This is a genomic window from Mesorhizobium sp. M0029 (genome assembly GCF_040323735.1).
Classification (GTDB): domain Bacteria; phylum Pseudomonadota; class Alphaproteobacteria; order Rhizobiales; family Rhizobiaceae; genus Mesorhizobium.
Genome location: NZ_JAMYVF010000022.1, coordinates 1 through 14,735, shown reverse-complemented (window position 1 = coordinate 14,735; position 14,735 = coordinate 1). Strand labels below are relative to the sequence as shown.

Below are 14,735 nucleotides of genomic sequence, written 5' to 3'. Positions count from 1 at the left end.
ACTTGTCCTTGACGGTCACGAGCACGGCGGCAGGTTTGCCGTGGTCGGGGAGCCTTCCTTGAGCGGAAGCCGACGACAGTGTTCGAGGGGAACTCGCCATGAGCCGGGTGCGCAGAGATCGTCCGACGCTCTTGTATTTGCCGGATCCCAGCCGGCTCCGCCTCCGACTGCCTCGGTAGCTCGGTATCCTGAGCGCGTCGGCGGCATCATGCCATTATCATCCTACGAATTGCATGCTCCATCGTCCTGGACGAGACCGGTTTGGCTAGCCAAAGGACGAAGGTCTGATTACCAGATGTGATCGGCATGGGGTCGCTTCCACCAACGACGATGATGGGCACCGTCATCAGGGTGGTACGTACGGCTTCGGGCTGTCCTGGCCCGAGGAAAGTCGCTTTATCGAAAATTAGGAGGTCGGCTGCCTTCCCGCTCTCGATCCAGTCGCAAAGACTCTCGAAGGTCGCGAAGCCGACCGGCTTATAACCCAGCGCGGCGATCTTATCCTTGTAGATCTCCAACGCTGCTGGATCGGGGTCAACGACTGCAATGATTTCTCCGTTGCCAAGTGATCCATCGCATGGGCCGAAAGCGCTATCAGCTCTGACCTGCTCCTCAGCGCAGGCCGGTAAGTAGAGATCGAAGCGTGTACCTCGGCCAACAGCCGAGGTGACGTCAAGGCATCCTGCGAGCGCGCTCACATGGCGGTCCACTGCAGCAAGACCCAGTCCGGTCCCGCCGACGCGAGAGCGCGTGGTAAAAAAGGGCTCAAAGATATGCGGAAGCACCGAACTTGCGATTCCTTGGCCATCGTCGCTGATGGAGAGGAGAACGTAATCTCCCGGTTTCAAGGTGCCCTTAGCCACGGGCTTCGTTTGACAGACGTGAGCGCGAGAAACGCTAATCTCGACACGGCCCTGATTCAAGAGAGCCTCCGACGCGTTCTTGCATAGATTCATAAGGATCTGCTGTATCTCGGTCGGGCTGCCCTCGATCACCGTTTGCCACTCGTTGATCTTGAAGTTCAACTGAACATCCGCACGAAGTGTAACCCGCAGCAATGGCGCGAGATCCATTACACTCTCCGAGACGTCGAAAGGCATCGTCACGCGCTTCCGATTTCGGCTTAGTGACAAAATTTGATCAATAATCAGTTTGGCTCGGTTGCTGGCCAAGATAATTTGGCCGATGTGGCCCCGAATTCTCGAGGGGCGACGCACAAGACCTTTAGCCATCTCTGCGTAGCCGACTATTGCTCCTAGAACATTATTGAATTCATGTGTAACGCCGCTTGCGATTGTGCCGACAGCCGTCAGCCTTTCCGCATGCTCCCATCGACTCTCAAAAAGGTTACGTTCCGTGTGTACACGTTGCATTTCAAGATGGTTGCCTAAACGCACAGTAGCGCTCGCCAGAACCAGGAGGTCGTCTGTGGAGGGTGGTGAGCGATCTCCTTCAAAAACAAGGATACAAACCGCAGCCTGCTGATCGGAGGCCCTGCAACCAACAATTTGACAAACACCGGTAGTGCCTACGGCAGTCCGAACCACTTCCGACGCCGGAACGACGCGAAACACTGGCTGTTCCGGGTGTACAAGTGAGACGACTTCATGGATTAGCGTGGCGTTCCAGACGCGCATGCGCTTGTTCGCGACAAAGTACTCGGTATTCCTGCTGATACTCGGATCCACCAGAGCAAGCGCGCATTGATCGGCATCGAAAACGCATTGAATGAGTCTAAGCGCTGCTTCGGTGGAGAAGCGCCGCGAAGCCTTCGTTGCTTGACTGTCGATGAAACAAGCTTCGATCTCACTCATCGCCGCTTCAAGCTCTAACCGCCTTTCCAACCGGTTCGTCCGCACATGCAGCGTGGAGGCTCGAATGGTCGCAAACAAGCAGAGGCATATGGACACCAAGCCAAAGAAAAGTCGTGTACGCTGCGCTTGCGCGCTGGCGAAGCTGTAGGCTTTCAGATGTTCTCGCTCCAATTCGGCAGCCTTGGCGAACGTGTCGAAGGATGGGATCCGATTGACAGCGCGGTCCAACCTCAACATTGAGGACAGGATAGCGCGGCCCTCGCGGGCAACATCCTCCGTGACTTGGTCCTGGCTAGGAGGAAGTCGGCGGAGAGACTGATCGATTTGTAATGCGAGGCTGAATCCCGGTCTGGCCGAAAATTGAAGGATCAGATTGGAAAATTCAGGCCTGTTCGACACTCCCCCCCAAAGGCGATTAGCCGAGCGAGCAAAGCGTACGAGAGAGCTTTGCAGAAGCTCATTTTGCGCGGCCGAGTTCGAGATGGCAGCTTCTGTGTTTTCGAGGGACTTTTTGAGCTGTGCAACCAACCTGGAGTGCACCCCGGAGCTCTCATTGGGCGAAATCTCAACAAGGCGTTGGTAGTTTTGAAGGTTCCTTTTTAATGCTTGCCCGGTAGAAGCAACGGAACGGAAGTCCAATACCATGTCGGCGCGGGCGACGTCTCGCTGGAGCAATGCGTAGTTGATCTGAATCGTCCGCAGTTCGCTTAGGACCGCCTCGTTGATCTGGGGGTCTTGCCACTGTATCGCGACCAAGAGCGCAACCGAGGCCACTAGGGCCATTACAGAAGCTTTGTCGGTACTGAGCCATTTTTCCCAAACGAACGGCGTTTGAGCCGCGGTGCGTGCCTTGCGAAGGTCCGAGTTGAATTCTAGCTCCCCATCGCGTCGGTGTGCGGCCGGATGCTGCTGGAACAGGAAAGCCAAGTGTACCTCTCCCCTCAAACAGGCGGTGTAGACACCGTTGCACTCTGCCCCCATGGCCCGCTGACCTTCCATTGATTCGCGGGCGTTTCGACCTCGACGGCGAGGCGGCAGCACAAGGCGGGCAACTGATCGCAGTTTTCGGAACTGGTCTTCCGAGAGATCATCGAAGGGGCATACAAGCGCACGCCTGCAGCAGCCGAGGATGATACCGGCCGGTCAAACGCAACTGGCGAGGGCCGGATCTGCTGTTGGCTGGCAGCTAACACTGGCGGGGCGGCGGCCTCAACTACGGCGTGCCTAGAGCCGGCTGCTGCGAAAGCGTCCGACACGCTTCCCTTGGGGTCATCCCGTCCAGCGGGCATTCTTGGATCGCTGAAAAAAGACGAGGCGGCTTGATGATCCTGCCCTCGCTGAAGCACCTCGCGAAACCCCTTTTCCAGTCGCAGAAGCTCCTCTGGACCGGTAGGCGGCTCGTCAGCTCGACCATCGAACAGCGGCCGGAGCGCCTCGAACACGTGCTGCTCAAAGCCCACTCGCCGGGCCTGGACCGCTTGCCCGTCTTCCAAGCCGGCGTCCTGCACCTGCGACAAAGCTGTTACACGGGATGGATTACTATTTCGCGGGTTCATACTAGCCTCACATCAAACTGTATCGTCAAAGTCCTGCGCCAATTCACACAGCGGGTCATCGAGTTGAGATTCTGCGGAGAGCGCCTCCTCTGCTCCCGTCAAGGGCGCCGGCTCCGGGAGGGCGCCTGTCTGGCTTTCAAAGATGCGTTTCAGAATGCGATCCGAAAAATATCGCACCTTCCTCAATTTTAATGGTGGCAGACCTTTGATGAGAACAATCTCGTAGTCGTCATCGAGCAGCCGAACCTGTTCGGGACGCAATAGCGGTGCACCTTGATGTGAATTCTGAATGTTCCAATCGAACGTTCGCGCCTGGCTGTAGGAAATCGATTGGGCTTGAAATGTGAATCCACCGATAGCTTTGGAAATGTAGTTCGGAGTCTCGTCATCTACCTCGATGTTCCTAGAAGCGCGCCGGCAGCCCGGGCGGGGGGCTTGGGGTTAGACTGCCAGCGCACGCCACTCATAAAGAGCGGCCTCTTTTCGCGGTTCGGACACCCATAGTCAACCCGGCAACGTCTGGATGCCCGCTGTGCTTTTTGCAGAGCGGCGATGCCGGGCATATCGGCCGATCCTGTCTAGGATGGTGTGGCCACTCTCGTCGGCCGAGTTGATGCTCCAGCCAGTATCGCCTTGCCGACCAGCATGAGTTCGCCGTTAGCAATCCATTGTTGCGGGCGTTCCAGTCACGGCCTTCCATTCGGCGATGGCTTGCAAGCGATGAACATGTATGGCGAGAGCAGAACGTTTGGGGCGGGGGACGAAGAGGTTGCGGAGGGCTGACAAGGTCGAGACGAAGCGTTGCAGGCCTCCCGGCGATCGGACCCCTGCATCATCCGCTCCCGTTTTCGCGGCGGCACATGGGAATTCTCCGCTCTGTTGTTCAACCCCTTGTGCGACCGGTGCTCGACGTCCGGCATCATCTGTCGCTTTGCCGCTCCATACGAGCGAAGCTAGTCGGTGATCATGCGCTTCGGCGCGAGCCCCTGCTTCTTCCACAGCCGCGTCAGCAAGCGCAACCTCTCGCAGGGTGCGCTCTCAGAGTTCGTTCCTGCGCAGCGGCCTTGTTATCTCGATACTGGATAAGCGTCTACGAACCTACGCGCCGCATAACGAGCTTTGTTGCGCTGGTCGGTTGCGAAGGGTGGCTCTATGCATCGCAGTGGCGGACGCGAAATCCTCACCATCCTTCTGCATCGCGCTATTTGGCTTGCCGAACACCCAATTTCGCCGGCACGCTGCCGCTGAATACGATGATCATCTCACATTCTTGCTATGGAGACTGTCGTCCTTCCTGGGCACGCGGCTGACGGCGACGAAAGCGGGTTTATTCATGCAACACCCCTTTTTGGCAGGCAAGCTGGTGGACTTCGGGATGTCGGGGGCGAATATAGCGAAGACTCCCGCCGCTCGCTGATGCATTCTGGACGCAACCGCATCGAGCCGATGTGTTCGAGACGCTTCGCGGCTGCAGTCGCCGAACGATGGCGTGGTTATGCGACCTGTTCGGCATGGCTACCCCCGTCCAGTCAGGCGTTCACGAAGGTGTTTGTCGAGAGTTCGTGGAGAAAGTCCGCCACTTATCGTTGGCGAGGGCTTTGCTCCGGAGTGGCGATCGGTGCGCTGATCGACAGGCAGGCTCTGGCCAAAATCGAATCCCATGCCGTCGCGAAAGGCCGCAGAATCGATGCGGGGGCAAACGCATCGCGCGAATGGCACGTCGAACTATCGGTCCGGTCTCCAGCGAGATGACCATCGCGCAAGAAAGAGACATTCGGGCGGCTGGCGCCTGTGATTGCTTCGACGATGCGGATAGGTCGTGCATGAGGCCAACGACACGATCTACGGCCTTCCCCCACATTTGTGCCTCAAACGGAAGCGTGTTTGGCGTGTCGCCGAGGCCTTGGAATATGGCATAGTGGTATGAACACGGGACGCATGTCGTCGGAAGCCGCGCCTTTCGGCCGAGTGAAGCAGTCCGGCATCGGGCGGGAGGGTTCCCGCCATTGCCTCGAGGACTACCTCGAAATGAAATACCTCTGCACGGGCGGCATCTGAAGCATGGGCTTGCAGGGCTCGCAGACCGGTAAACCAGCGAGCCATCTCCAAATATGTGAATTGTGGATTGCTCCTCGACGGGAGCTGAGGGGCGGCTCCGCAAGCCTTACGACGCTCTTTGCGAGCCGTAGCTGCCGAGCTGGCAAAAGGCCGGGCTACGTCGCGCCAGCGCAATCGGCGCGCAGAAAATTAGGCCTACCCGCTCCGGGACCGCGGACCTCGTCAGCTTCTCGTAAGTATGCCCGAGTAGGTTGCTCAGCTGATCTGTGGACGTGAGGCTAACGTGAACCGGCACAAATTTGACCTATCCAATGTAACAGGTTGGCGGCAGGTGCAGCCCCCGGCATCTCAAGAGCAAGCGGCACAGGCCGGGCAAGAGGGCTTTGAGCAGCGCTCGGGCGAGGCGCGCCAAGCCGCTGCCCAAATTCCCGCCCCCGGCGTTCCGGCTCTGCCAGACCCGTTCCATCCTCATCCGTCTCACGGAGACCTGAGCCTCATCGAAGGCGCGGCCCCATGGGAAGCGCAGCCCATGATGCAAGGGAGCGGACAAGAACACGCCGCGGCGCCGTACGCCGGAGGCAGTGGGTCGATGCTAGGTGCCTCGGTGCTGCAGCCGGGTCACTCAACGGCGCGCCATCATCATGCGCCGGATTCGTCAGTGGGTGATCTGAATCCTTCCGCACCGTTCGAGTTGCGTGACCATGCTCGTTCCCCCGTGCCGGCGGCGGTGCAGCCAGATCCTCCAGTAGTGGTCTCCGACGGTCGCGGCTGCAAGCGTCCTCTTTATTCCAACGATGCGACCGTTGTCGAAGGGCTGAGGTCACTCTACGCGGGTAAGGCCAAGGAGGAAACGGTCAAGCGCCATGTAAATTCTCTTTACGGCTTTGGTCGTTGGCTCTTTAAAAATAACAAGCCGGGATTTGCTGCTCGGCTTCACGAGGAGTCGCTGGATGAAGATCTCAAGGAGTACGAGAGCAGTGGTGGCTCCTCGACTGTGGCTGTGGCACTGCGTCGTCTCAGAGAGTCGGCGGGCGGAGTGCCAATGGTGGGCCGCGCTGTCCTGAATCCCGACCCTGCCGACGCCGTGCTCATCAAAGAGTACAAAGCGGCTCTCATCAAAGAGTACAAGGGAGCGCCTGCGACCGGGCCGAATCGCCAAACCATTCACGACTATGGAGCTACTCTTAGACGTTTCAGTGAATACCTGGTTGAAAACAACAAGCCGGGGATTGCGGCTCGGCTTCACGAGGAGTCGCTGGATGAAGATGCCAAGCGCTATAAGGCCTCCAGTGGTGACCGGAGGATCATTGCACTAGCTCAACTCCGGAAGTTCCTGCCGTCCGCCGCACTCGGGCGCGAAATTGCCCTTGCTGCTCGTCCGGAAGACGCACTCGGCATGGAGGCTCGTGCCATTGGGGACGCCGCTGCGCAGCACAGCGGGCCGCAGAAGGCATTGGGTCGGCCAGAGAAGCTCCCTGGGGAAGCTAATGAAGACGCCGCTGTTCTGCCATCGTCTTTCGTACCAACTGGGCACCATCACCAAGCCTCGGATCCCGCAGAGTCCTTTCGTCCCCTGATCTGGCGCGACGGCGACCAGCGCGCGCCGGACGAGCGGATCGCTGCACAGGACAGGAGCAACCTGCTACCAAGCGAGGAGGTGCCACTGAGGCCACCGGAATTCGCTCCTCCCAGCTTGCGGGCGGGGAATTCCGCCTCGCCAGAGCTCTTTCCTGAGGGGATGTCCCCCGCGGTCGAAGGGTTTTTTGGTGTTTTCGGCGACCCCAGCGGGCGGGTGCTCGGCGCATTGCAATTGCTAGGCGACGAACATATCCACAGGGATTACCAGCTCCTGGAGCAGGAGTTGCAGGGGAACAATCCAGAACTCGCCGCCCGGACGCGGTTCGTGGATCCCCTCGTAGCCAATTATCATCTGCGCTTGGGCTCCGAGAGCGACAAGCTAAGCGCATTCCAGCGCATCGTCCATAATCAGAACGGTAACGACACAGCCGACTTCCTGTTCGTGCCAGTGAGCGATGGCGGTAAGACTCTTGCGGAGCGCGGCAAACATTGGTCGCTGCTGTTCGTTGATCGCAGCGACCGGGAACGGCCGGTTGCCTATCATTATGACTCCGTCAGCGGATGGCATGACAAGCTTGCAAAACACCTCGCAGAAAGGCTGGGCGCCAGCCTGGAGACCCGCGTGGACTTACCCCGCATCGCCCAGCAGAGCAACGAGTGGGATTGCGGAGTCTACGTGGTGGACGGCACGCGGGCGCTGGTTGGGCGATTGCAAAGATGGCAGCCAGACCTGCCAGACCTGAACCTCAACAACCTCGTCGTCAATCGGCAGGCACTACAAACCCGACTCATGGGTGACGATACATCTGGAACGGCAAATTATCTCACGAACTTTGAACTCATGGACCGACAGGCGCGAGACGCGGTTAAGGAAAGCCCCGTTGGGACGTTTCACCAGCGGATCAAGCGGCTCGGCCAGTCAGCGCGAGCGTTGCACGACAGAGCCCTGGCTCCAGTCGCGCCGGACCAAGGCAACCCAGACTCAGTGTTCGTACGGGACGTTGTTCCCGGGGAAACACGCCATCATCATGCGCCGGATTCGTCAGTGGTTGATCTGAATCCCCCCGCACCGTTCGAGTTGCGTGACCATGCTCGTTCTATGCCGGCGGCGGTGCAGCCAGATCCTCCAGTAGTGGTCTCCGGTCGCGACAAGCGTCCTCTTTATTCCAACGATGCGACCGTTGTCGAAGGGCTGCGGTCAGCACTCTATGCCGGTAAGGTCGGGGAGCGCACGGTCACGGACCATGTAAATTCTCTTCTCGGCTTTGGTCGTTGGCTCTTTGATAATAACAAGCCGGGATTTGCTACTCGGCTTGACGATCCGTTGCTGGATCAGGATCTCAAGGAGTACCAGCGCGAGAGTGGCTCCTCGAACGTGGCTAGAGCACTGGGTCGTCTCAAAGAGTCGGCGGGCGGAGCGCCAATGGTGGGCCGCGCTGCCCTGAATCCCGACCCTGCCGACGCCGTGCTCATCAAAGAGTACAAAGCGGCTCTCATCAAAGAGTACAAGGGAGCGCCTGCGACCGGGCCGAATCCCAAAACCACTCAGGACTATGCGGCTACTCTTAGACGTTTCAGTCAATACCTGCATGAAAACAACAGGCCGGGGATTGCGGCTCGGCTTTACGAGGGGTCGCTGGATGAAGATGCCAGGCGTTATTTGGACTCCAGTGGTAACCGGTGGATCAGTGCACTAGCTCATCTCCGGAAGTTCCCGCCGTACGCCGCACTCGGGCGCGAAATTGCCCTTGCTGCTCGTCCGGAAGACGCAGTCGGCATGGAGGCTCGTGCCATTGGGGACGCCGCTGCGCAGCACAGCGGGCCGCAGAAGGCATTGGGTCGGCCAGAGAAGCCCCCTGGGAAAGCTAAGCAGCTGAGCGAGATCGGCAATTCAGGCGCTCGCGTGCTGATGCAGGCCCCCACCCATCAAGTGGGTGCATTGGCATGGGAGGCGCAGCCCATGATGCTGGGGGACGAGCACCTGGCACCGCATACCGGAGGCAGTGGGTCGATGCTGGGTGCCTCGGTGCTGCAGCCGGGTCACTCAACGGCGCGCGATTCGTCAGTGGTTGATCTGAATCCCCCCGCACCGTTCGAGTTGCGTGACCATGCTCGTTCTGTGCCGGCGGCGCCTGCCGGGCCAGCGTTCGCCAGGGCTGAGGAGACGCCCTCCGCGGTTGGCGAGGCCGCGGAGGCCGCAAGGTGGGCTCGGTTGCAAAAGCAAATGGACGAACCAGTGCATGATCCCGGCCCTCAAGTGGATACATCGCCATGGGAGGCGCAACTCATGGTGCAAGGGAGCGGACAAGAACACGCCGCGGCGCCCTACGCCGGAGGCAGTGGGTCGATGCTGGGGGCCTCGGTGCTGCAGCCGGATCACTCAACGGCGCGCCATCATCATGCGCCGGATTCGTCAGTGGTTGATCTGAATCCCCCCTCACCGTCCGAGTTGCGTGACCCTGCTCGTTCTGTGCCGCCGGCGCCTGCCGGGCCAGCGTTCGCCAGGGCTGAGGAGACGTCCTCCGCGGTTGGCGAGGCCGCGGTGGCCGAAAGGTGGGCTCGGTTGCAAAAGCAGAAGGTCGACGCTGATTTGTCGGGATATTTCGACTCGATTCCGCACGCGGACCTTCTACGATCGCCATGGGAGGCGCAACTCATGACGCAAGGGAGCGGACAAGAACACGCCGCGGCGCCCTACGCCGGAGGCAGTGGGTCGATGCTGGGTGCCTCGGTGCTGCAGCCGGGTCACTCAACGGCGCGCGATTCGTCAGTGGTTGATCTGAATCCCCCCGCACCGTTCGAGTTGCGTGACCATGCTCGTTCTGTGCCGGCGGCGCCTGCCGGGCCAGCGTTCGCCAGGGCTGAGGAGACGCCCTCCGCGGTTGGCGAGGCCGCGGTGGCCGAAAGGTGGGCTCGGTTGCAAAAGCAAATGGACGAACCAGTGCATGATCCCGGCCCTCAAGTGGATACATCGCCATGGGAGGCGCAACTCATGGTGCAAGGGAGCGGACAAGAACACGCCGCGGCGCCCTACGCCGGAGACAGTGGGTCGAGGCTAGGTGCCTCGGTGCTGCAGCCGGGTCACTCAACGGCGCGCCATCATGATGCGCCGGATTCGTCAGTGGTTGATCTGAATCCCCCCGCACCGTCCGAGTTGCGTGACCCTGCTCGTTCTGTGCCGCCGGCGGTGCAGCCAGATCCTCCAATAGGGGTCTCCGGTCGCGACAAGGGTCCTCTCTATTCCAACGATGCGACCATTGTCGAAGGGCTGAGGTCAGCATTGGAGAGCACGGTCAAGCGCCATGTAAATTCTCTTCTCGGCTTTGGTCGTTGGCTCTTTGATAATAACAGGCCGGGATTTGCTGCTCGGCTTCACGAGGAGTCGCTGGATCCGGATCTCAAGGAGTACGAGAGCAAGAGTGGCTCCTCGGACGTGGCTAGAGCAGTGGGTCATCTCAAGACGTGGGCGGGCGGAGCGCCAGTGCTGGACCGCGCCGCTGTCCTGAATAATCCCGACCCTGCCGACGCCGCGCTCATCAGAGATTACACAGCGGCTCCCATCAAAGAGTACAAGGCAGCGCCGACCGGGCCGAATCCCGCTACCATTCAGACCTATGGATCTGCTCCTAGACGTTTCAGTGAATACCTGGTTGAAAACAAAAAGCCGGGGATTGCGGCTCGGCTTCACGAGGGGTCGCTGGATGAAGATGCCAAGCGCTATAACAACTCCGGTGGGATCAGTGCACTAGCTCATCTCCGGAAGTCCGAACTCGGGCGCGAGCTCCCTGGGAAAGCTAATGAAGACGACGCTGTTCTGCCATTGCCTTTCGTGCCAACTGGGCCCCATCACCAAGCCTCGGATCCCGCAGGGTCCTTTCGTCCCCTGATCTGGCGCGACGGCGACCAGCGCGCGCCGGACGAGCGGATCGCAGCACAGGACAGGAGCAACCAGCTACCAAGCGAGGAGGTCCTCATCAACCGTGAGCATGATACAGCGGAGTTGAGACCAGCGAAGAGGCAAAGGACCCCGAACAGTCGTCTGCAGGACGTTGCCACTGAGCCGCAGCTGAGCGAGATCGGCAATTCAGGCGCTCGCGTGCTGATGCAGGCCCCCACCCATCAAGTGGGTGCATTGCCATGGGAAGCGCAGCCCATGATGCAAGGGAGCGGACAAGAACACGCCGCGGCGCCGTACGCCGGAGGCAGTGGGTCGATGCTGGGTGCCTCGGTGCTGCAGCCGGGTCACTCAACGGCGCGCCATCATCATGCGCCGGATTCGTCAGTGGTTGATCTGAATCCCCCCGCACCGTCCGAGTTGCGTGACCATGCTCGTTCTGTGCCGGCGGCGGTGCAGCCAGATCCTCCAATAGGGGTCTCCGGTCGCGACAAGGGTCCCCTCTATTCCAACGATGCGACCGTTGTCGAAGGGCTGAGGTCAGCTTACGCGGGTAAGGTCAAGGAGAGCACGGTCAAGCGCCATGTAAATTCTCTTCTCGGCTTTGGTCGTTGGCTCTTTGACAATAACAGGCCGGGATTTGCTGCTCGGCTTGACGAATCGTCGCTGGATCAGGATCGCAAGGAGTACGAGAGCAGGGGTGGCCCCTCGGAGTACGAGAGCAGGGGTGGCCCCTCGATCGTGGCTAGAGCACTGGGTCGTCTCAAGACGTTGGCGGGCGGAGCGCCAGTGGTCGACCGCCCTGTCCGGAATCCCTACCCTGCCGACGCCGCGCTCATCAGAGATTACACAGCGGCTCTCATCAAAGAGTACAAAGAAGCGCCTGCGACCGGGCCGAATCGCGGTACCATTCAGGTCTATGGATCTACTCTTATACGTTTCAGTGAATACCTGCATGAAAACAAAAAGCCGGGGATTGCGGATCGGCTTCACGAGGGGTCGCTGGATGAAGATGCCAAGCGCTATGTGAACTCCGGTGGTAACCGGAGGATCAGTGCACTAGCTCATCTCCGGAAGTTCGCACCCGGGCGCGAAATTGCCCTTGCTGCTCGTCCGGAAGACGCAGTCGGCATGGAGGCTCGTGCCATTGGGGACGCCGCTGCGCAGCGCAGCGGGACGCAGGAGGCATTGGGTCGGCCAGAGAGGCCCCCTGGGAAAGCTAAAGACGGGCGGGTGCTCGGCGCATTGGAATGGCTAGGCGACGAACATATCCAGAGGGATTACCAACTCCTGGAGCAGGAGTTGCAGGGGAACAATCCAGATCTCGCCGCCCGGACGCGGTTCGTGGATCCCCTCGTAGCCAATTATCATCTGCGCTTGGGCTCCGAGAGCGTCATGCTAAGCGCATTCCAGCGCATCGTCCATCAGAACGGTAACGACACAGCCGACTTCCTGTTCGTGCCAGTGAGCGATGGCGGTAAGACTCTTGCGGAGCGCGGCACCCATTGGTCGCTGCTGTTCGTTGATCGCAGCGACCGGGAACGGCCGGTTGCCTATCATTATGACTCCTACAACGGATGCAATGACACGCTTGCAAAAGAGCTCGCAGAAAATCTGGGCGCCAGCCTGGAGACCCGCGTGGGCGTATCCCGCATCGCCCAGCAGAGCAACGTGGTGGATTGCGGAGTCTACGTGGTGGACGGCACGCGGGCGCTGGTTGGGCGATTGCAATCGCAGCCAGATAACCTGAACCTCAACAACCTCGTCGTCAATCGGCAGGCACTACAAACCCGCCTCAGGGGTGACAATACATTCGGAACGGCAAATAATCTTACGAACTTTGAACTCATGGACCGACAGGCCCGAGACGCGGTTAAGGAAAGCCCCGTTGGGACGTTTCACCAGCAGATCAAGCGGCTCGGCCAGTCAGCGCCAGACGTTGCTCCCGGGGACCCATTTAAATTTCAAAGTCTTGAGAGCAAGGGGGACGCCGCTGCGCAGCGCAGCGGGCCGCAGGAGGAATACAGTTGGCCAGAGTATCTCCCCCCTGGGAAAGCTAATGAAGACGACGCTGTTCTGGCATCGTCTTTCGTGCCAACTGGGCCCCATCACCAAGCCTCGGATCCCGCAGGGTCCTTTCGTCCCCTGAGCTGGCGCGACGGCGACCAGCGCGCGCCGGACGAGCGGATCGCTGCACAGGACAGGAGCAACCAGCTACCAAGCGAGGAGGTCCTCATCAACCGTGAGCATGATACAGCGGAGTTGAGACCAGCGAAGAGGCAAAGGACCCCGAACAGTCGTCTGCAGGACGTTGCCACTGAGCCGCAGCTGAGCGAGATCGGCAATTCAGGCGCTCGCGTGCTGATGCAGGCCCCCACCCATCAAGTGGGTGCATTGCCATGGGAGGCGCAGCCCATGATGCAAGGGAGCGGACAAGAACACGCCGCGGCGCCGTACGCCGGAGGCAGTGGGTCGATGCTGGGTGCCTCGGTGCTGCAGCCGGGTCACTCAACGGCGCGCCATCATCATGCGCCGGATTCGTCAGTGGTTGATCTGAATCCCCCCGCACCGTCCGAGTTGCGTGACCATGCTCGTTCTGTGCCGGCGGCGGTGCAGCCAGATCGCCCAAAAGTGGTCTCCGGTCCCGACAAGGGTCCTCTTTATTCCAACGATGCGACCCTTGTCGAAGGGCTGAGGTCAGCACTCTATGCCGGTAAGGTCGGGGAGATCACGGTCAAGCGCCATGTAGATATTCTTTTCGGCTTTGGTCATTGGCTCGTTGAAAATAACAAGCCGGGGATTGCGGATCGGCTTCACGATTCGTCGCTGGATCGGGATCGCAAGGAGTACGAGATCTGGGGTGGCGGCCCCTCGGCCGTGGCTGGGTCACTGGGTCGTCTCAAGACGTGGGCGGGCGGAGCGCCAGTGGTGGGCCGCCCTGCCCTGAATCCCCACCCTGCCGACGCCGTGCTCATCAGAGAGTACACAGCGGCTCTCATCAAAGCGTACGAGGCAGCGCCGACCGGGCCGAAACCCCGTACCGTTGAGGTCTATGGGTCTGCTCTTAGACGTTTCAGTCAATGCCTGGTTGAAAACAAAAAGCCGGGGATTGCGGATCGGCTTCACGAGCGGTCGCTGGATGAAGATGCCAAGCGCTATATGAAAACCGCTGACATCAGTGCACTAACTCATGTCCGGAAGTTCGCACTCGGGCGCGAAATTGCCCTTGCTGCTCGTCCGGAAGACGCAGTCGGCATGGAGGCTCGTGCCATTGGGGACGCCGCTGCGCAGACCGCGGCACAAGCTCATGGCCACGCAGGAGAGCAGGGACCCATCTCTCGAGCTCAACAAGTCGCGCCAGCGCCGTTTGAACGGCACTTGGGCAAGAAGCGTGAGGCCCAGGACGGACTGACGAGTACACTTGACAGGAGCAACCTCGTGAACAGCGGGGGCGTCATCATAAACAATGAACATTACACAGCGCTGTTGAGACCGGCGAAGAGGCAGAGGACTGATAATCCGCAAAGCCGCGCCATGGGGCGGCAACTGAGCGAAGCAACCACGACGTCCATCAGCCAAGCCTCCGATCAAGCCCGAGCGGACCTAATGGCTTCCTTCAGAAGCAGGGAGCGCTCCGACGCGGGGCGTTGAGCTCCATGGCTGGGGTCAAGCAGAACAGCTCTCTTGACGACAGAGGCGCTGATGCGATCTCCGGACCGGTAGCTCTCGCTGTAATTGATCAGGCTGGTACTGTTGGAAGGCTTGATCAGCCTCGTCACCCCAATCTCCAGCATAGCTCACTGTCACGCGGCCAACGTGCCTCCGTAGCTAACA

The 14,735-nt window shown here is 60.0% G+C and carries 2 protein-coding genes and 3 pseudogenes; 2 read left to right on the top strand and 3 right to left on the bottom strand.

The genetic code is table 11. The annotated features are described in order from the left end of the window. Positions 1–206: 206 nt before the first annotated feature. The 3 genes and pseudogenes from NKJ76_RS27255 to NKJ76_RS27245 all read right to left on the bottom strand — a co-directional run. Positions 207–2,741: a two-component system VirA-like sensor kinase gene (locus NKJ76_RS27255; RefSeq protein ID WP_352538801.1), complete on the bottom strand. Its 2,535-nt coding sequence runs from the start codon at positions 2,739–2,741 to the stop codon at positions 207–209. Positions 2,742–3,382: 641 nt separating this feature from the next. Next, positions 3,383–3,760, bottom strand: a pseudogene (locus tag NKJ76_RS27250) (type IV secretory system conjugative DNA transfer family protein); the annotation flags it as partial. Between the two features lie 267 nt (positions 3,761–4,027). Beyond that, positions 4,028–4,386, bottom strand: a pseudogene (locus NKJ76_RS27245) (DDE-type integrase/transposase/recombinase); the annotation flags it as partial. Between the two features lie 507 nt (positions 4,387–4,893). On the opposite strand from NKJ76_RS27245, the pseudogene NKJ76_RS32475 reads away from it, so the two are divergent. After that, positions 4,894–5,428: pseudogene (locus NKJ76_RS32475) on the top strand (aldehyde dehydrogenase family protein); the annotation flags it as partial. Between the two features lie 283 nt (positions 5,429–5,711). Further along, positions 5,712–14,552 carry a Ulp1 family isopeptidase gene (locus NKJ76_RS27235; protein ID WP_352538800.1) on the top strand — a complete coding sequence of 2,947 codons (8,841 nt, stop codon included), beginning with the start codon at positions 5,712–5,714 and terminating at the stop codon, positions 14,550–14,552. Positions 14,553–14,735 lie beyond the last annotated feature (183 nt).